Genomic DNA, 18,825 nt, shown 5'->3' on the forward strand with positions numbered 1-18,825 from the left:
TTCCCGTCAGCCGCTGACTTCTTTGCGCGGGCCTTTTCGCCGTGGTCCACGCCGCGGGAATTCCGGCAATGCGGACAACAACGTGGTCACGGCCCCGTAGTTGGGCAATGATCACGTCCGGGAAACCCCTCCGAAGGCGTCCGCAGGGTTCAAGTCGCCGCTCGAGCGGCGACTGTGTCGCATCGCACGATTGTTGAGGCGAGGGTTTCCGGCCTGCTAGGCATTCCCTCATGTCCCCGAAAGCTCAGATTCCCAGCCACCGGAAGCCCCGCTCCAGCAAGATGAACACGGCGCTGCGTGCGGGTATGACGGGTGGCGTCATGGGCACCATCGCCCTGACCGCGGCGGCGGCACCGGCCCTGGCGGCCGACAAGAACGCACCGGCCGACACGGTGGAGATGCCCACCCTCTCCACGGCCGACTCCAACACCCTCGCGGCGGAGTCCCTGCACCACTCCGCGCAGCAGTACAGCCTCCAGCAGGCCCAGCAGGACGCGGCCGCCGAGGCCAAGCAGGAGGCCAAGGAGACCAAGAAGAAGGCCGAGGCCGAGGCGAAGCGCAAGGCCGAGGCCAAGAAGAAGGCCGAAGCCGCCCGCAAGGCGGCGGCCGAGGCCAAGGAGCGCGCCTCCCGCTCCACGGAGCGCTCCTCCCTCACCACCAACGCCGCCGCGCCGCAGGGCGGCAACGTGGCCACCCTCCTGAGCTTCCTGCGCGCCCAGGTCGGCAAGTCCTACGTCATGGGCGCCACCGGCCCCTCCGCATACGACTGCTCGGGCCTGACCCAGGCGGCCTACAAGCAGGTCGGCGTCAACCTGCCGCGTACCTCGCAGCCGCAGTCCACCGCGGGCACCCCCGTCTCGCTGGACAACCTCCAGCCGGGCGACCTGCTCTACTGGGGCGGCGCCGGCAGCGCCTACCACGTGGCCGTCTACGTGGGCGGCGGCAAGTTCATCGGCGCCCAGAACTCCTCCACCGGCATCGTGGAGCGCCCCCTGAGCTACGACCAGCCCACGGGCGCCGTCCGCGTGCTGTAACACCAGGCGCGGCCCGGTGCGCCGAAGCCGGCAGGAAGGAGGGCTCCACCGTTTCGGTGGGGCGCTTCTTCGTGCGCCGGTTCCCGAGGGCGACCGCTCCCCCCGCGGACCGGCAGTCGGGACGCCGCCGGGCGCGCACCTCCGGCGCGAAGGGGCCCGCAGTGGGAACCCGCCGTACAGGGCTCAGCACGTGTCATGTGTTCACGCCCGGAGTCTCGCTCCACCACCGAATCCGCCTGTCCGGCCCTGGTCACCACAGGCGGTATCAGCCCCGCGGCCACACCCGCCGCTTCCGCACTCCACATCCGCGGCACAGAGCCCGGTGCTCGTGCCCACAGCAGCGTCACTCCGTGCGCGAATACGGCGAGCACAACTAACTCGTGGAGCACGCGCACTCCGAGAGGCAGGAGGGTGTGCCTCCTCCGCCCAGGGTGGGCTGTGTGTCCCAGGTGCGGACTTCTGCGTCACCGCGTCATCTGCGTCATTCACGCGGCTGACTGCGGTGTGGGGTGACGCAGGGATCCGCGTGCGTCCCCGGTGTGTCATCGGCTGCGTCATGAGGTGACGCGGATGGCACACGATGACGCAGCCGCTGCCGGTCTGCGTCACCTCTGTCCTGGCAGCTCGCCAGGGATTTCGGAGCCTGGGCGACGCAGGGGACGCAACGTTCTCCCCTTGGAGGTCGTCTCACTGGGGCTGACAGGCAGCCGGTTAGCCGCGCTGTGGGGATTGCGGGGCGCGTGGTGCCGGACGATCCCTGGAAGGGGTTCCAGCGAGTGCTACGCGGCCACCTTGCCTGGCGGCAGCTATCCTCCTCGTTTGCGCCTTCCGGCCCGAACGTGCACCGCAGGTTCGCCGAACCTCGGGTGTGGGCCAAGATCCAGCGTGTGGTGATCGATGAGCCGGGCGGACGCGGAAGCAGGACCGGACGCGCTGTGCGATCGGCCGGTGAACATGTACGGCCTCAACGTGAGGTTTGGAAAAGCTCAGTATTCACCTGTTACATCCTCCCCATCGGGAACCTTGAAACAGGAGGACCCGAGACTGACATGGATCATCGACGGGTCCTCGCTCTCCTTCGGCTCCTCCAAGAGTTCGATCTGCACGGAGAACTTCATCTTCGGGTAATCGGCCTTCAATGTCAGATTCTTAGCGGGACTGCCATTCGGTCCATATTTCGTGATTTTCCAACCCTGCTTAGGGAGTTCTTCTTTGAGTCGCTTCATGGCTTCTTTCATGTCAGCCACGGGAACCCCGTAAACGCTCCACGGATGACCAACAGTGAAGTACTTGGAGGAGTCCCGATCCCCGCACACGCCAACACCTGGTCCGCTCTCTGTAGTCTTCCCTCGAAGATCGATGACGTCGAGCACCTGACTGGAAAGCTTCTTTGCATCGGCTCGCACGTCATCGACATCTCGCACCGAAGGCTCGTCACCATCTCCCATTCCGGAACACCCCGTACCCGCGATAATCAATGGCACTGCCAGCAGCGCCAGCCCTCTAATCGACTTCAACATCATCATACTTTCCAACCACAACCCTAGCCTGATTGATCAGGCTCTGGGACGGCATACCTTGGGGGCCCGTGTCCCAATAGCCGCTGTGCGTTGACGTGTCGACCTTCATGCGTTTAGCGCCGAATGCTTCATCGCTGGGAACATTCTGCCCATACTCAGCACCGATCGGCACTCCATTCCGGGTATCCACCTTCCACTCCCAGCCGCCCAGTCCGGCGAATTTTCCGCCGGCCGGAACATAGTCGAAACCTTTGACCCCCTGGTCTGCGCCAACAGCTTCGGACCAGACATGCTCCTTCCCCGTATCAAGATCGCCTGCATTCGGCACGAGCATGCCCGGACTGCCAACCGCAACGATGTCGTCAGCTGCCAGATCTCCCGTCTTGGACGCCTGCCCGACAACAGTGCTGCCATAACTATGGCCCACTACAGTCGTGTGGCTGGCCTCCGCACCCCCTTGAGCGGTTTCAAGACCATCGAGATAGCGATTGAGCTCCGGCGCACCATCTTCGGCCCAGCCCTTTTGAGTAGCTTCGGGAACAATGGTCTGAGGTGCATCATAGCCGAGCCAGGTAATAGTTGATATATCCTTTCCAGGGGCCTCCGCCTGACTCGCCCGCCACAGCCCGGTCATTCTCTTGATGTCCCCATCGATCGATTCCAGCTTCGATGTCGTCCCCGGCGCATAAACCGCTGTATGGTCAGCAGTGTCCGGATTGCCGTTGGCGATGATCGCGCGACCTTTACCTTCGGCGCTGAACCCGAGAAGGTAGGCTGGCGGCAAGCCATCTCTCCCAGTGGCTTCGAAACGCGCCTCAATGGCCCGCATACCTTTGAGGGAGCCGTCCAACTGGTCACGCCTTTCGTGCCACTTCTTCCAGCTGTCCGACACGACCAGTGCCTGGTTTTTCCCGTGGTCCTCCCATACATACTTCTCCGGCTCAGGTGGAAGAGCGGATCTCTGCAGGGAGTACTGGGCCTTTGCCTCGGCCAGCACCGTCCGATTGGCCTCGTCCCTGGCTTCGGCAGGCAGGCCCTCCATCGCACCGATGGCTGCAGGGTGGAGGGCGATGTAGTCGTCGCGCTCTTCTTTGGACAGCTTCTTCCACCACGCGGCGTTCTCTTCGGGTGACCCCTCCCCGGGGAGCTTCAGGTAATCTGCTGCCCCCTTGCGGATACGACGCATGTCATTCTTGACGTCGCCCCAGTCCTTACGGGAGACATGAAGATCGTCATCAGCTTTGAGGGCGCGCAGCTTCGGAGCCCACTTGTCGTCCGCTTCAGTGGCTTCTTTCAGCGACTCTGCGATGCGATTAGCAATATCAACTGCTTTGCCATGGTTCGGGTTGGGATTCGCATTGGCTGCCTGCCGTTCGATGGAGTCCGCGAGCTTGTTGGCATCAGCCGCCGGATCGATAGGCTTCCCTGTGGGGTGCCCTTTTGCTGTTCCCCTTGTTGTACCTCCTTCGGGTCTCTTTCCGTCAACCTCGTCCCCTCCCGGAGGGTACGTTACGGAGCCGTCGGAGTTCACGGTGAAGTGGGCAGAACGCGCATCTTCCTCGGCTGTATCGAACTTCTTCTTGGCAGCCCGTAGTTCAGCCGTCAACGCGTTGAGAGCGGCACATATGATTCCACACTCGGCCTGCACGTAATGGAAGTTGCTTCCGAGTCCTCGGAGTGCCTTGATGGCGGTTTGGGCAGCCTCGCCGTCGAGGGACTTCCCCATGGCTCCAACGATCTGCTCGGTAACGCGCTCCTTGGCCTCATCTGCCATTTTCCCAATCGCATGGTACCCGTCGGCCGCCTGCGCAATCTGTTCGGTATCCAGTTCACGCATCGTTGCGACATCGACCACCAGACTCACCGCCCGTTGCGCTGCTCACTATGGCTTTTGGAGGTCTCGTCGTCCGGTGGTTCCACTTTCGTGCGCATCTCCCGGAAAGCCTCTTCTATTTCCGCGTCGCTCTTGTATTGATTGTTTCCTGCTTTCTCCAGCTTTCCGCCGAGCTCGCCGCATCTACGACTCACCGCTTCGACATACACCTGCCACGAAGCATGGAGTTCGCGCTGTGCCGACGCACATTCCAGACCACCGATCGCACCGTGCGACCCCGTTCCTCTCTGCCCGGCCTCAAGCTCCTTCATCGCTTTCCGGATCCCACTTCGGAGCTTGCCGACCCCTTCGCCGGCACTGGTCCACGCTTTCCGGGAGGACTTCAGGCCACCAACGGAACCCTTTCCTCCATCTCCCGCTCCGGCCAACTGCATCCTGACCTCGACATCCCTCTTGAGACCAGTCCACTCATCATCAAAAGCACTCATTATCCCCCCAGCTTTGTCCGTGTTGCATGAAGTTCTGGACGCCCGCAGAGCGACCTGTAAGGATACAACCGCGTAGAGCAACCAGATACCAACAGCCCAACTCGCGCTCCGAAATGACCGGTCATTACCACATATGACAGGTCGAAATTGCGCAACGGAAGGGGACTCGAGCGGCACGTGCACCCGTTCACGCCTGCTGAGCGTCTCTGTCGCAACCCCAGCGGCACCACGGCGATGTGGGTACGTGATCACCTCGACGGCCTCTGGAACGACAGGGACTTCGCCTCCTGGTACCCGCGCGACGGCCGCCCTGGACTCTGGTCGGCCCAGCTGGCCACAGTCCTGTGTGTTGCGGTTCCTGCCCAACCTCTCCGACCGGCAGGCGGCCAAGGCGGTGCGATGCCGTATCGACTACAAATCCGCCCTGACCCTGGAACTGGACGACCCGGGATTCCACCACAGTGTGCTGACGGACTTCCGTGATCGCCTGTGCGAGGACGACCGCGCGGACCAGCTCCCTTCCTTGTCGCTGGAGCTGATGCGCGAGGCCGACATGGTCAGTGAGCGCGGGAGGCAGCGCACCGACTCCATCCAGGTCCTGGCCGCGCGGGACCTCACCCGTCTGGAGCTGGTTCTCGAAGCGATACGCGCGGCTGGAAGAAGCAACTCAACGGGCACCTGACATCCTCGACGGCCTGGTGGATGCGGAGTGGGCCACCCGCTGCGGGCGTCCGGTCCGGCTCCCCAGCCAACCCAGTCACCCTGCCACCCGGCTCCAGCAGGCGGGAGCCGACGCCCGTCGGCTCCTCGAGCGCCTGCCGCCACACCGGCGCGGTCCTCGCGTGGAGAAGCTGCGCCAGATCGTCGTGCGGAACTTCCTCTCGACGCCCGTGGCGGGTTACGGCCGCGCACCGAGAAGGACGGACAGCCCAAAGGCGCCGTGCGGATCGTCTCGCCCAACGCTGCGAGGCCCGCCGGGCCATCCGGCAACACCCGCTGGAGCGGCTATCTGGTCCATGGCGCCGGGACCTGCGGGACCGGCGAGTCACAGGCCAATCTGATCACGAACATCGCCACCACCAGGCCGACCCGGGACACCGAGGCGCTACCCGGCATCCACGCCCGGCTCCGCAACCGCCGGCTGCTTCCCCGGCAGCACCTGCTCGACGGCGGCTACCTCTCCGCTGCGCTGCTGCGCCGCTCCCTCCGCCACCACCAGGTCCAACTCGTCGGCCCGGTCAAGGCCAGCGGCGCATGGCAGAGCAAGGAACAGACCGGCTTCGCCCGCGACGACTTCACCATCGACTTCGACCAGCGCCAGGTCACCTGTCCCGGCCGCGAGACGAGCAGTATCTGGCTTGAGCCACCAGCCATGGCGCCCTACACCGTGGCCAGGTTCCACCCACGCCAGTGCAACTCGTGCCCCGATCGGCCTTCCTGCACCCGTGGCACTGCCGCCCACACCGTGAACTTCCTCCCCCGCCACCTGCACGAAGTACAGACCCAGGCTACTGCCGTAACGAGTGCGGCGTGAGCTGCGGCGAATTGGCTCGATGTCATGTTTCGGTGTTCGCAGGCGACGTGGGACAGCATGCCGAGCCTCAGGGCGCCTGGCAGGACGGTCGCCGGAGGCGTGGCGTGTGGACCTGCCGCTCCGGGCGAGGAGGGCCGCCGGGGTGGCATCAGCCCGCCGGGGTGACCAGCCGGGCCTCGTAGGCGTACACGGCCGCCTGGGTGCGGTCCCGCAGGCCGAGCTTCTCCAGGACGCGGCCGACATGCGTCTTGATGGTCGACTCGGCGACGACCAGCTTCGCGGCGATCTCGGCGTTGGACAGGCCGCGGGCGATGAGCGCGAGCACCTCGGTCTCGCGCTCGGTGAGCTCACCGAGCCTGGCGGCCGGCGGCAGTGCTCCGTCGGCGCCGTGGCCGGCCGGCCGGGTGAAGGTCCTGATCAGGCGCTTGGTGACGGTGGGGGCGAGCAGGGCCTCGCCGACGGCGACGATCCGGATGCCGTCGGCGAGTTGCCGGGCGGGGGCGTCCTTGAGCAGGAAGCCGCTGGCACCGGCACGCAGCGCCTGGTAGACGTATTCGTCCTGGTCGAAGGTGGTCAGTATCAGGACCCTGGCGTGCGCGTCGGCGGCGACGATGCGACGGGTGGCCGCCAGCCCGTCGAGTACCGGCATCCTGATGTCCATGAGCACGACGTCCGGCCGCCGTTCCGCCACCAGCGCGAGGGCCTGTCGCCCGTCGGCCGCCTCACCGACGATCTCGATGTCCGACTGGGCGCCGAGCAGGACCGAGAAGCCCTCGCGGACCATGGCCTGGTCGTCGACGACGAGCACCCCGATGGTCACGGTGCCGCCTCCGCCGGGACCGGACGTTCTGCGGGGGCGGACACGGGCAGGAAGGCGACAACTTCATATCCGTCGTCCGGCGTGGGACCGGCCGTCATCTCCCCGCCCAGCATCGCCGCACGCTCGCGCATGCCGGGGATCCCGTGTCCGGAGCCGCTCCCGGTCGACGCGGAGGCGGCGGCCGGCGGCACGGTGTCCCCGGCCGACAGATTGACGATGCGCACCCCGAGGCCCCCCAGGACGTAGGAGAGTTCGACCCGGGTGTCTGCTCCCGGCGCGTGCCGGAGAACGTTGCTGAGCGCCTCCTGGATGATGCGGTAGGCCGACAGTTCGACCCCCTGCGGCAGTTTTCGCCGCGCGCCGGTGACCGCGGTCTCGACCGGCACCCCGGCGTCGCGGACGTTGGCCAGCAGGCCGTCGAGCTCCCCCAGGGTGGGCTGCGGGGCTTCCGGCGCGCCGGAAGCCCCGTAGTCCGACACTCGGATGACCCCGAGCACCCGGCGCAGCTCGGCGAGTGCCGCGACCGCGTTCTCGCGGATGGTGGCGAGGGAGGCGGCCAGCTCGGGCGGGATGCTCTCCACACGGTAGGGCGCCGCCTCCGCCTGGACGGCGACGACGGACATGTGGTGGGCGACCACGTCGTGCAGCTCACGGGCGATGGTGGTGCGCTCCTCCAGCACGGTGCGCTTCGATCTCTCGGCGAGGGAGGCGTCGTGACTGGCCGCGGCCCGGGCACGCATGTCGTACCAGGCTCGTGCGAAGACCGCGCCGATCAGCGCGAGAGCCGCCCAGAGCGAGAACGCGGCGAGGTTGCTCCGCTCAAGGTCATGGGCAAGCGCCGCCGATGCCGCTCCCACGGCGACGGTGCACAGCCACAGCACGGCCGCGACCACCGGATGGCTGCGCAGGGCGACCAGTACCATCACGGTCAGATGTGAGATGAACACCGGCTCCGGAAACGGCAGCGGGTCGGTGACCAGTCGGAGGACAGTCACCACGACGATTCCCCCCAGCGACAGCCACCAGGCCGTGACCGGCCGGAACAGGGTCAGCACCAGGGGTCCGGCTGTCGCCAGCATCAGCAGTACACCGCGCAGCGTGTCCCGCTGGGCGTAGTCGTACGGGTCCCAGCACAGTGACCAGCTCAACCAGACCAGTACAGCCGCGGAAGCACCGATCGCCAGCTGCGGCAGCCGGCTCACCATGCTCCGCACCCGTCCGGACAGCATGCCCGCGACGGGTCCGGCGACGGGAAGCGGGGGCAGCCTCCGCGCCGCGAGAGCTCCGGCGAACAATTCCCGATGCAGGGCGTACAGGCCGCCCTGGAACGTCTTGTACCTCGTCTCAGTCACACCGGGACCGTACGGCGCGGGACCCCGTCCGCACGTCCGCCCGGGTACGGATATCGCCGCCTCCGCCTCAGGTACGACACACGCACCCGCACCGGGCGGCCCTCGTCGGGGCGCGCCCGGTGCGGGAGGGGCGGACAGGGGTCGAAAGCCCGGTCAGGCGCGCGGGGTCACCTTCGCCAGGCCGTTGATGATGCGGTCCATGGCGTCGCCACCGGTGGGATCGGTGAGGTTGGCGAGCATCTTGAGGGTGAAGCGCATCAGCACGGGGTGCGAGAGGCCGCGCTCGGTGGCCAGCTTCATCACCTTCGGATTGCCGATGAGCTTCACGAAGGCGCGGCCCATCGTGTAATAGCCGCCGTAGGTGTCCTTGAGGACCTTCGGGTAGCGCCGCAGGGCCAGCTCACGCTGGGCCCGGGTGGCCCGCGCGTGGGCCTGCACGATGGTCTCGGCGGCGATCGCGCCGGACTCCATGGCGTAGGCGATGCCCTCCCCGTTGAACGGGTTCACCAGCCCGCCGGCGTCCCCGACCAGCAGCAGGCCGCGGGTGTAGTGCGGCTGGCGGTTGAACGCCATGGGGAGCGCGGCGCCGCGGATCGGGCCCGTCATGTTCTCCGGGGTGTAGCCCCACTCCTCGGGCATCGAGGCGCACCACGCCTTGAGGACCTCGCGCCAGTCCAGCTCCTTGAACGCGGCGGAGGTGTTCAGCACCCCGAGCCCGACGTTGGAGGTGCCGTCGCCCATGCCGAAGATCCAGCCGTAGCCGGGCAGCAGCCGGTCCTCGGCGCCCCGCCGGTCCCACAGCTCCAGCCAGGACTCCAGATAGTCGTCGTCGTGCCGGGGCGAGGTGAAGTAGGTCCGCACGGCGACGCCCATCGGCCGGTCCTCACGGCGGTGCAGGCCCATCTTCAGCGACAGCCGGGTGGAGTTGCCGTCCGCCGCCACCACGATCGGCGCGTGGAAGGTGACGGGCGTCTTCTCCTCGCCCAGCTTCGCGTGCACACCGGTGAGGTGGCCGGTGCGCTCGTCCACGATCGGCTCGGTGACGTTGCAGCGCTCGTGCAGGCGTGCGCCCGCCTTCTCCGCCTGGCGCGCGAGCTGCTCGTCGAAGTCGTCCCGCCTGCGGACCAGCCCGTAGTCCGGGTAGCTGGCCAACTCGGGCCACGGCAGCTGCAGCCGGTGGCCGCCGCCGATGATGCGGAGCCCCTTGTTGCGCAGCCAGCCCGCCTCCTCGGAGATGTCGATGCCCATCGCCACGAGCTGCTTGGTGGCACGCGGGGTGAGCCCGTCGCCGCACACCTTCTCGCGGGGAAACGCCGTCTTCTCCAGCAGCAGCACGTCCAGTCCGCTGCGGGCGAGGTGGTAGGCGGTCGTGGCGCCCGCGGGCCCGGCGCCGACGACGATCACATCGGCGGACCGCTCGGAGGCGGCCGCCTCCGGGCGGGACCGCGCCTTGGACTCGGAGTGCGCCTGGGGTTGGGGGTCGGCCACGAGGACTCCCGCATGCTGGCTGGTTGGGCTGACCGCGCCAGTCTATGCGGCGCGGGCGGGGCCGCCTCGGCGCGGTCCCACCCGCGGCCCCGCCCGCACCTCAGGCGCCGTTCTCGTCCCAGGTGCGCAGTGCGGTGCTGAAGACCTGCTCGCGACCCGGATCCCAGGTGTCGTAGCCGCTCTCGGCGTAGATGCTGTACTCGGTGCCGTCCTCGGCCACGTACGCCTGGTCGACGGCGTGCACGGTGCGGCCCGTGTCGTCGGAGGTGTAGACGAACTCCCAGCGGGCGCCGGGCCGGCCCCGGAAGGTGTTCGCGGTCAGCTCCAGCCGCCGGTAGCCGTCGCGCTTGGCGGCGCCCTTCTCCAGGGTGCGGAAGTTCTCGTACGAGGTCTGGCCCGTGTTGCGGATGACCCCGATGCGCAGGTAGTCGTCGCTGCCCGGTGCCTCGTAGTCGACCTGGGTGCCCTTCACCGCACGCTGCCAGCCCTCCCGCACCCCGACGGAGAACCCCTCCGGATCGTCGGCCCTGGTGAACCCCTCGGGCAGCGAGGTGCGCCGCGGGGAACCGGGGGTTCCGCCCGCCCCGCCCTCTCCGCCTTCCTCGGCATCGGCGCCGGACGCGCCGGCCGAGGGGGTGGGGTCGGGTGCCCGGCTGTTGACGTCGCCGGGTTCCGGTGCGGCGGACGGGGACGACTTCTCCCCGGCCGCCGACTTCTCGGCTGCCGCGGTGCCGTCGCCGTCCTTCCCGTCGCCGCCCGCCAGATGGAGGATGCCCCCGGTCGCGGCGCCCACGACGAGGAACGCCGCCAGGACCAGGCCCGCCCAGGTGAGGCCGCGGCGGCGCTGCGGCGGCGGGACCGGTCCGCCGCCGCCCGGCAGCGGACCGGCCAGGGTGTCGCCCGCGGGGTGACCGCCGCCCGGCGCGCCCTGCTGCGGGCCGGCGTACGGAGGCGGCCACGGCGCTCCGGCCGGGGCGCCGTACGGGGCGGGGTAGACGCCCGGGACCGAGCCGTCCGCCCCCGGCGGGCCGCCCGGGCCGCCCCCGCGGCCGAAGCGGGCGCGCAGGAACGGGACCAGCAGCGCGCCGCCGTAGGACCACAGCAGCGCGAACAGCAGCAGTTCGGCGATGCCTGCGCCGACCTCGGCGCTGGAGGCGACGGACTCACCGGTGCCCACGTCGTTGCCGAAGCCGTCGGCGGAGTCGTTGCCGTAACCGTCCCCGAGGCCGCCGCCACCGAGGCCGCCGCCACCGAGGCCGCCGTCGCCGAGGCCACCGCCGCCCGCGGTGCCGGACGCCTGGTGGAAGCGGGCCTCGAAGCCCATCCCGGCCACCGCGACGACCAGCAGCAGGCCCAGCACGAAGAACCCGGCAGCCAGCAGCTGCTCGCCGCGTCGGGCGCTGCGCCGGGCGACCAGGGTGCCCAGCAGCAGCGCGCAGACCAGCCCGCCGGCCAGGGCGCCCACCACCGCCCAGCCGCCGGCGAGGTCGCTCAGCTCTCCGTAGCCCAGCGACTCCCGGCCGGTGTGCCAGCTGCCGAAATCCCACTGCACGTCGATCGGCGCGCCCCAGGCCAGCGCGAGGCCGAGCGCGCCGACGTTGGGCAGCATGACCAGCAGTCCCCACACGTCATCCGCGGTGATCTCGTCCGCGGAGGCGAGCAGGACGACGAGCATGACGACGGAGGCCAGCGCGAGCACGCACACCAGCGCGAGCCCCGCCGTCCGCAACGCGCCCACCACGATGCGCACTCCGGGGCCTGCGGCCGCCACGGCGCCGGTCCCGGCGCGGGTCAGCACGAGCGCCGCCACCAGGGTGGAGAGCAGGAACGCCCACAACAGGGTGAGCCCCGGCGCGGAGTTCAGTTCGAGGCCCTCGTACGACGGGGCCGCGTACAGCCCCAGGAGCAGTCCGCCGACTCCGCACAGCACGCCGATCCGCAGCGCCGCCTCCAGCCCGGCCGACGGCCCGGCCGGGATCGCCCGGCGGCTCGTGACGCGGGCCGCGACGGCGAGCGCGCCGATCCACAGCACGGTGGCCAGCAGCGGCAGTCCGGAGACCTCGACGGCGCCGACCACGCGTTCGCCCCCGACGTCGGCGGTGCCGTCGGAGGAGAGTCCGAACCCGCCGCCGATGCCCCGCAGCAGTGCGGCCAGCGCGACCCGCATCCGGGTGCCCCAGCCGATGTCGAGGTCGTCGAGGTCGTCGTCGGACCAGAGACCGAGCGCGCAGGCGGCCACCAGCAGCAGCCCCAGCGGCCAGGCGGCGACCCGCAGCGCCGCGGCCCAGTCGCCCTTGACGGTCCGCGCCAGGAACAGTCCGAGCGGCGTCGGTCCGCCGGGCGCGCCCGGCGGGGGCGGCGGCTGCGGGGGCTGCGGCGCCCAGGCCGCCGCGGCGGACGGCGGCGGGCCGGGCGGAGCGGTCGGCAGCACGGCCTGCGTGGCGGTCGGCGGCACGCTCGGCGGCGCGGGCTGGGCCGGCAGGGAGGTCCGGGTCGGGATGTAGCCCGACGGGTCGGGTGGGGTGGGTGGAGCCCCCGGGACAGGCGTGGTCCCGGGGGTAGGCACGGGCCCCGGGGCAGGCGGAGTCCCGGGGGCGGGCAGGGTCCCGGGGGCAGGCGGAGCCGCAGGAGCCGACGGAGCGCCGGGGACAGCCGAGACGTCAGCAGCGGGCGCAGCACGCGACTCAGACGGGGACTCAGAAAGTGGTGCGCTGCTCGACGCAGACGCCGCATCAGAAGCAGACGTCACATCAGGAGCAGCCGGACCACCGGGAGTTTCCGGCTCTGCGGGCCGCCCGGACTCTGGCGATCCCGGCTCCCCCGGGACCGTCGGGGCCTCGGGCGGGGTGGCCGGTGCCGTGGGGGCGCCGCAGGACATGCAGAAGCGGGCCTCGGTGGGAGAGGCCGTGCCGCACTGCGGACAGCGCTGCGGGGACGGCGGAGGGGACGGCATGGCGCGCTCCGGTGGGTTCGGCGGGACGAAACGGCACCCGTGGGCACCGCGCGTGCGCGGACGGATACGGGGGGGCGGCTCCATCGTTCCGCCGAACTCCACTCGACGGAAGGAGATTTATCCAAGCGCAACCCGGTACCGGCTACAGGGGCGCGGCGGACGCCGAGCGCGCCTCCCGCTGCGCGCGCTGCGCGCCGTATCAGGTGGCGGGGCGGAACCCGCGGTGCAGGGCGACGATGCCGCCGCTCAGGTTGCGCCAGGCCACCCGGCCCCAGCCCGCGTCCTGCAGGCGCGCTGCGAGAGCGGGCTGGTCGGGCCACGCGCGGATGGACTCCGCGAGGTAGACGTACGCGTCCGGGCTGCTGCTGACGCGCCGGGCGAGCGGCGGCAGCGCGCGCATCAGGTACTCGGTGTAGACGGTGCGGAACGGCGCCCAGGTGGGGTGGCTGAACTCGCAGATCAGTACCCGGCCGCCGGGCTTGGTGACCCGCAGCAGTTCGGTGAGGGCCGTGTCCACGGCACTGACGTTGCGCAGCCCGAAGGAGATGGTCACGGCGTCGAACACGGCGTCGGCGAACGGGAGCCGGGTCGCGTCCCCGGCGGTGAACGGCATCCAGGAGTGGCGCCGCTTCCCCTCGCGCAGCATGCCCAGCGAGAAGTCGCACGGCACGGTGAACGCGCCGGCCTCCACGAACGGCAGCGACGAGGTGCCGGTTCCGGCCGCGAGGTCGAGCACCCGCTCGCCCGGGCGGGCGTCCACGGCGTCGGCGACCGCCCGCCGCCACAGCCGGGTCTGGCCGAGCGAGAGCACGTCGTTGGTCAGGTCGTACCTGGCCGCCACGTCGTCGAACATGGCCGCGACCTCGTGCGGCTTCTTCTCCAGGGATGCCCGCGTCACTTCTCGTCCGTCCGCTCGTCCGCTCGTTCGCCGCCCGTCGGCATGCCCGGCCCGCTGGTCAGTTCGCGTCGATGAGCGCGAGCTCGGGGTGGGCCGTGCCCCCGTCGATGGCCGTGGAGGACAGGTGCGAGACGGCCCGGTCGTCCACCGGGTCGTTCGCCGGGTCGTCGTGCACCACCAGGTGCTCGTAGGTGGTGGCGCGCTGCGCCGGGACCCGGCCCGCCTTGCGGATGAGGTCGATCAGCTCCATCCGGTTGGAGCGGTGCTTGGCGCCCGCCGAGGAGACGACGTTCTCCTCCAGCATCACCGAGCCGAGGTCGTCGGCGCCGTAGTGCAGCGAGAGCTGCCCGATGTCCTTGCCGGTGGTCAGCCAGGAGCCCTGGATGTGGGCGACGTTGTCCAGGAAGATCCGCGCGATGGCGATCATCCGCAGGTACTCGAAGACGGTCGCCTGCGTCTGCCCCTTCAGGTGGTTGTTCTCCGGCTGGTAGGTGTACGGGATGAAGGCCCGGAAGCCGCCGCTGCGGTCCTGCACGTCGCGGATCATCCGCAGGTGCTCGATCCGCTCGGCGTTGGTCTCGCCGGTGCCCATCAGCATGGTGGAGGTGGACTCGACACCGAGGTCGTGCGCGATCTCCATGATCTCCAGCCAGCGCTCGCCCGACTCCTTGAGCGGCGCGATCGCCTTCCGGGGCCGCGCGGGCAGCAGTTCGGCGCCGGCGCCCGCGAAGGAGTCGAGCCCGGCCGCGTGGATGCGCTCGATCGCCTCCTTCGGCGTCACACCGGAGATCCGCGCCATGTGCTCGACCTCGCTGGCCCCCAGCGAGTGGATGACCAGCTCCGGGAACGCCTTCTTGATCGCGGCGAAGTGCTCCTCGTAGTACTCCACACCGAAGTCCGGGTGGTGGCCGCCCTGGAACATGATCTGGGTGCCGCCCAGCTCCACCGTCTCCGCGCAGCGGCGCAGGATGTCGTCCAGGTCGCGGATCCACACCTTGTCGCTCTTGGGCGAGGCGTAGAAGGCGCAGAACTTGCAGGCCGTCACGCACGAGTTGGTGTAGTTGATGTTCCGCTCGATGATGTACGTCGCGATGTGCTCGCTCCCGGCGTACCGGCGGCGGCGCGCCTTGTCGGCGGCGGCGCCCAGCGCGTGCAGGGGCGCGTAGCGGTAGAGGTCGAGCGCCTCCTCGGGGGTGACGCGCCCGCCGGTGGCGGCGCGGTCGAGGGCGGAGAGCAGGTCGGCTTCCGACACGTGCGCTGTCACCGTGGCGTCCCTCCAAAGGTCGCGCAATCGACACATCTCGCCGCTTACCACAGCACAGCGGCGCCGGACCAGCCTACGCCAGGGGTGCTCAGCCGATTTTCCGGAGTGTCCCCACCGCGTATCCGCTGCTCTCCTCGTGTGACTCGTAGCGCAGCCGGTCGTCCTCGCGCAGCCGGAACTCCTCGGCGGAGCCGCCCCGCGCACACAGCTTCGAGCTGGGCTTCGTGCCCGAGGCGTCGACCACCAGCCGGTCGTCGGTGGCCGACACCAGCTTCCAGCGCCCCGCACACTCCGTGCCCACCAGCTTCGAACTGCCGGTGGCGACGGTGTCCCCCGGGTCGCCCTCCTTCACCGTCACCGTCAGGGTGCCCAGCGGAACCCCCTTCCGGGAGGTGAGGTCGCCCCGCCAGGTGCCGACGAAATCCTCCGGCACCCCGGAGCCGGCGCCGTCCGAGCCGCCTCCGGACCCTCCCCCGTCCGGTGGCTCCTTCGTCCCCTTGCCGGGCGGCCCCTTCGTCGCCGCCGGGGGCGGCTCGGCGGTGTTGTCGCGGCCGGAGTCGCGGACCCCCGGCAGCAGTCCGGCGACGTAGCCGGTGCCCAGCAGCGCCGCCGCGACCACGCAGGCGAGCGTGACCACCAGCGTGCAGCTCACCCGCCGCCGCGGCCGACCCTCCACACCCTCCACGCCCGCCGGTCCCGCCGCTCCCCCGCCGGCTGCCGCACCGCTCGGGCGATCGGCGTCCGGGCCGGTTCCCAGGACGATCCGGGAGCGCCCGCCGGACTGCTTCGGCCCGGGGCCGTCGGCCGGAGGCGGAGCCGGAACCACCGCCGGGCCGGTGGGGGCCGCGGGACCGGTGGGGGCCGCGGGACCGGCAGCGGGCTTCCCGTACGAGGGGTCCGGCGGGCCGAAGCCCGGCGGTGCGGCAGCGGGCGCCGGTGCGGCAGCGGGCGCCGGTGCGGCAGCGGGCGCCGGTGCGGCAGCGGGCGGCGGCGGAAACGGGACGTGCGGCGTGAGCGACGCGGACCGACCGCCGGCCGCGTCCGGGCCGTAGGCGGGCGTCGTGAAGGGAACCGGGCCCGAGGTCTGCGGCGCCTGCGGCTCCAGCTCCAGCAGTTCGGCGGCCCGCCTGCCCAGTTGCTCCACCAGCGGCGCAGGCAGCCAGCCGCTCCGCAGCAGATCCTCGGCGCCACCCGCGGAGCCCGCCAGTTCGGCCGCCAGCGCGTCCGGCGCCGGACGCCCGGCGGGGTCCTTGCCCAGCGCGCGGGCCACCGTCCCGCGCAGCGCCTCGGGGAGGCCGCCCAGCCGGGCCTCGCCGTGTACGACGTGGTAGAGCAGCGCGGCCGAGGTGTCCCCGGGGAAGGGGTTCTCGCCCGTCCCCGCGAACACGAGGACCGCACCGAGCGCGAAGACGTCGGAGGCGGCGGTGGCCCCCCTGCCGAGGATCTGCTCGGGTGCCATGTAGCCGGGCGAACCGACCGAGACGCCGGTCGAGGTGAGCGAGGCGGCGCCTTCCACGGCCCGCGCGATACCGAAGTCGATCAGCCGGATGCCGTCCGGGGTCAGCAGCACGTTGGAGGGCTTCACGTCCCGGTGCACCAGCCCCAGCCCGTGCACATGGGCCAGCGCCTCGGCCAGCCCGGCGCCCAGCGCACGCACCGTCGCCTCCGGCAGCGGGCCGTGCTCGGCCACAGCCTGCGCCAGCGTGGGGCCCGCCACATAGCCGGTGGCCACCCACGGCACCCGGCCCTCGGTCCCGGCGTCCAGCACAGGTGCCGTCCAGGCGCCGCCGACCCGGCGGGCCCACTCCACCTCGCGCCGGAACCGGCGCCGGAACTCCTCGTCCACCGCGTGGTGCGGGTGCACGACCTTCACGGCCACGGTGCGGCCGGTGCCCGAGCGGGCCAGATACACCCGGCCCATGCCGCCCGCGCCCAGCCGGCGCAGCAGTCGGTACTCGCCGAGCTGCTGCGGGTCCTCCGGCTCCAGCGGCTGCATGCACGTCCCCCCTTGTCGCTGCCTCCGCCCCCGCGCCCGGGCGTCCGCGCGCCATCGGCGCGGACGTCAGCGGACAGCACCAGCCTATGCGCGGCGAGCGGCCGCCCGGCTGCTCCCGCAGCGGTTCGCGGGCGGCCGGGCAGGGCTCAGGGGCGCAGCATCTCCACCCGGACGTCGGGCGGGAACCCGGTGGTCGCACCGGTGCGGCGGGCGAACTCGGCGACGCCTTCGAGTTGGCGCTCGCCGAACCGGAAGTCGAGCGTGGTGAAGTAGCGCTCCAACGTGGCCGGCTCGAAGATCTCGTAGCGCGCCGCGTGCTCGGCGACCTGGTCGACCTGCTCCATGGCCAGGTCGCGGGAGGCCAGGAAGGCCCGGTGCGTCTCGCGCACGGTCTCCGGGGCCCGCTCCAGGAAGTCGCGGCGCACGGCCCAGACCGCGAAGACGAACGGCAGCCCCGTCCACTCCTTCCACAGCCGCCCCAGATCGTGCACCTGAAGGTCCTGCTCGGGCAGCTGCCGCAGATACGCGCGCAGTCCCACGTCGCCGATGACGACGGCGGCGTCCGCCTCCTTCATCATCCGCTCCAGGTCGGGCGGGCACGTGTAGTACTCGGGCCGGACGCCGTAGCGCTCGGAGAGCAGCAGCTGGGCGAGCCGTACGGAGGTGCGCGACGTGGAGCCGAGCGCGACCCGGGCGCCGTCCAGCTGGTCGAGCGGGACACGCGAGACGATCTCGCAGGACATCACGTCGCCGTCGCAGCCGACGGCGATGTCCGGGAGCGCGACGAGGTCGTCGGCGTTGCGCAGGAACTCCACGAGGGTGACGGGCCCCATGTCGAGCCGGCCGTCGATGATCATCTCGCTGAGCTTCTCGGGGGTGTCCCGGGTGAGATCCAGGTCCAGCAGCGTGTGGGTGTGGACCAGGCCCCAGTACAGCGGAAGACAATTGAGGAACTGGATGTGCGCGACGCGGGGGCGGGTGCGCACATGCCTCGGTTTCGCAGTCACTCTCCGGAGAGTACGCCTCGCTCCGCACCCCCTCGCGCAGGGTCCCGCGGCGGGGCCGGGCCGATTCCTCCGCCGGGCCGTACCGGATTTTCCGCGGGCGCGGCGCATGATCGGCAGGCCTTCCACCCCGGGCCCCACCGTGCTAGGCTCAGAGCCAAGTTGCAGTTTGGTTTCCCTTGCAGTACAGAGCCTGCGGAGCATGTGACCGCGGGCTCTCGTCGTTTTCAGGCTTCTTTGTGGGTTCTGGGAGCAGGGACACCCTTATAGGCCCAAGGAGGGCTTATGGCTACCGGAACCGTTAAGTGGTTCAACGCCGAAAAGGGCTTCGGTTTCATCGCCCAGGACGGCGGCGGTCCCGATGTCTTCGTCCACTACTCCGCGATCAACGCATCCGGTTTCCGCTCGCTCGAGGAGAACCAGATGGTCTCGTTCGATGTCACGCAGGGCCCCAAGGGCCCGCAGGCGGAGAACGTCACTGCGCAGTAGTCCCTGACTCCTGCAGTATCCAAGGAGCCCCCGCCTGCGGCGGGGGCTCCTGCCTTTTCCGGTGCCTTTCCGATACGGGAGGCCGGCCGGGTACCCGGCCCGCCCCCCCGAAGGGCCCCCCCGGCCGCCCCCCCACCCCCCCCCGGCTGCG

General features: G+C 70.4%; 15 protein-coding genes. 4 read left to right on the forward strand and 11 right to left on the reverse strand.

The window, feature by feature from the left end; all coding sequences use genetic code 11:
* The first annotated feature begins 230 nt into the window (after window positions 1–230).
* Complete coding sequence (locus ACFYNS_RS20095; protein ID WP_360293706.1) at window positions 231–1,034, forward strand: C40 family peptidase; 804 nt, start codon at window positions 231–233, stop codon at window positions 1,032–1,034.
* Between the two features lie 986 nt (window positions 1,035–2,020).
* On the opposite strand, the gene ACFYNS_RS20100 is transcribed toward ACFYNS_RS20095, so the two are convergent.
* From ACFYNS_RS20100 to ACFYNS_RS20110, 3 genes are read right to left on the reverse strand one after another with little or no spacing between them, the layout of a single operon-like run.
* Entirely contained in the window at window positions 2,021–2,560 is a 540-nt protein-coding gene (locus ACFYNS_RS20100; protein WP_360293709.1) for a hypothetical protein, read from the reverse strand.
* Window positions 2,538–4,418, reverse strand: coding sequence for an alpha/beta hydrolase (locus ACFYNS_RS20105; protein ID WP_388604252.1), 1,881 nt, complete (start codon window positions 4,416–4,418; stop codon window positions 2,538–2,540). The genes ACFYNS_RS20100 and ACFYNS_RS20105 overlap by 23 nt, the downstream gene beginning before the upstream one ends.
* Entirely contained in the window at window positions 4,415–4,876 is a 462-nt protein-coding gene (locus tag ACFYNS_RS20110; protein ID WP_388604254.1) for a hypothetical protein, read from the reverse strand. The genes ACFYNS_RS20105 and ACFYNS_RS20110 overlap by 4 nt, the downstream gene beginning before the upstream one ends.
* A 346-nt stretch (window positions 4,877–5,222) precedes the next feature.
* Here ACFYNS_RS20110 and ACFYNS_RS20115 point away from each other — a divergent pair, with 346 nt between their 5' ends.
* Window positions 5,223–5,558 carry a transposase gene (locus ACFYNS_RS20115; protein WP_388604255.1) on the forward strand — a complete coding sequence of 112 codons (336 nt, stop codon included), beginning with the start codon at window positions 5,223–5,225 and terminating at the stop codon, window positions 5,556–5,558.
* A gap of 258 nt (window positions 5,559–5,816) precedes the next feature.
* Window positions 5,817–6,410, forward strand: coding sequence for a transposase (locus tag ACFYNS_RS20120; protein ID WP_360293720.1), 594 nt, complete (start codon window positions 5,817–5,819; stop codon window positions 6,408–6,410).
* Window positions 6,411–6,558: 148 nt separating this feature from the next.
* Here ACFYNS_RS20120 and ACFYNS_RS20125 read toward each other — a convergent pair whose 3' ends face one another.
* From ACFYNS_RS20125 to ACFYNS_RS20160, 8 genes are all read right to left on the reverse strand, one after another.
* Window positions 6,559–7,230, reverse strand: coding sequence for a response regulator transcription factor (locus tag ACFYNS_RS20125; RefSeq protein WP_360293723.1), 672 nt, complete (start codon window positions 7,228–7,230; stop codon window positions 6,559–6,561).
* A complete protein-coding gene (locus ACFYNS_RS20130) occupies window positions 7,227–8,582 on the reverse strand; it encodes a histidine kinase (RefSeq protein WP_360293725.1) in 1,356 nt (451 codons plus the stop codon). Before ACFYNS_RS20130 ends, ACFYNS_RS20125 begins: the two co-directional genes overlap by 4 nt.
* Window positions 8,583–8,735: 153 nt before the next feature.
* On the reverse strand, window positions 8,736–9,986 hold the full coding sequence (locus tag ACFYNS_RS20135; protein WP_051271847.1) for a geranylgeranyl reductase family protein: 1,251 nt from the start codon (window positions 9,984–9,986) through the stop codon (window positions 8,736–8,738).
* 184 nt (window positions 9,987–10,170) lie between these two features.
* Window positions 10,171–12,525 carry a hypothetical protein gene (locus ACFYNS_RS20140; protein WP_388604258.1) on the reverse strand — a complete coding sequence of 785 codons (2,355 nt, stop codon included), beginning with the start codon at window positions 12,523–12,525 and terminating at the stop codon, window positions 10,171–10,173.
* A gap of 697 nt (window positions 12,526–13,222) precedes the next feature.
* Window positions 13,223–13,921 carry a demethylmenaquinone methyltransferase gene (locus ACFYNS_RS20145; protein WP_360293731.1) on the reverse strand — a complete coding sequence of 233 codons (699 nt, stop codon included), beginning with the start codon at window positions 13,919–13,921 and terminating at the stop codon, window positions 13,223–13,225.
* A 58-nt stretch (window positions 13,922–13,979) separates the two neighbouring features.
* Entirely contained in the window at window positions 13,980–15,185 is a 1,206-nt protein-coding gene (mqnC, locus tag ACFYNS_RS20150) for a cyclic dehypoxanthinyl futalosine synthase (RefSeq protein WP_027761131.1), read from the reverse strand.
* Between the two features lie 88 nt (window positions 15,186–15,273).
* On the reverse strand, window positions 15,274–17,181 hold the full coding sequence (locus tag ACFYNS_RS20155; RefSeq protein ID WP_388604260.1) for a serine/threonine-protein kinase: 1,908 nt from the start codon (window positions 17,179–17,181) through the stop codon (window positions 15,274–15,276).
* A 146-nt stretch (window positions 17,182–17,327) separates the two neighbouring features.
* Complete coding sequence (locus ACFYNS_RS20160) at window positions 17,328–18,167, reverse strand: menaquinone biosynthetic enzyme MqnA/MqnD family protein (RefSeq protein WP_388604304.1); 840 nt, start codon at window positions 18,165–18,167, stop codon at window positions 17,328–17,330.
* A gap of 303 nt (window positions 18,168–18,470) precedes the next feature.
* Between ACFYNS_RS20160 and ACFYNS_RS20165 the strand changes: the two genes are divergently transcribed.
* Window positions 18,471–18,674 (forward strand): cold-shock protein, encoded by a 204-nt coding sequence (locus ACFYNS_RS20165; protein WP_019354156.1) that lies wholly within the window; start codon window positions 18,471–18,473, stop codon window positions 18,672–18,674.
* Window positions 18,675–18,825: the final 151 nt, after the last annotated feature.

The organism is Streptomyces sp. NPDC006925 (assembly GCF_042869575.1).
Classification (GTDB): domain Bacteria; phylum Actinomycetota; class Actinomycetes; order Streptomycetales; family Streptomycetaceae; genus Streptomyces.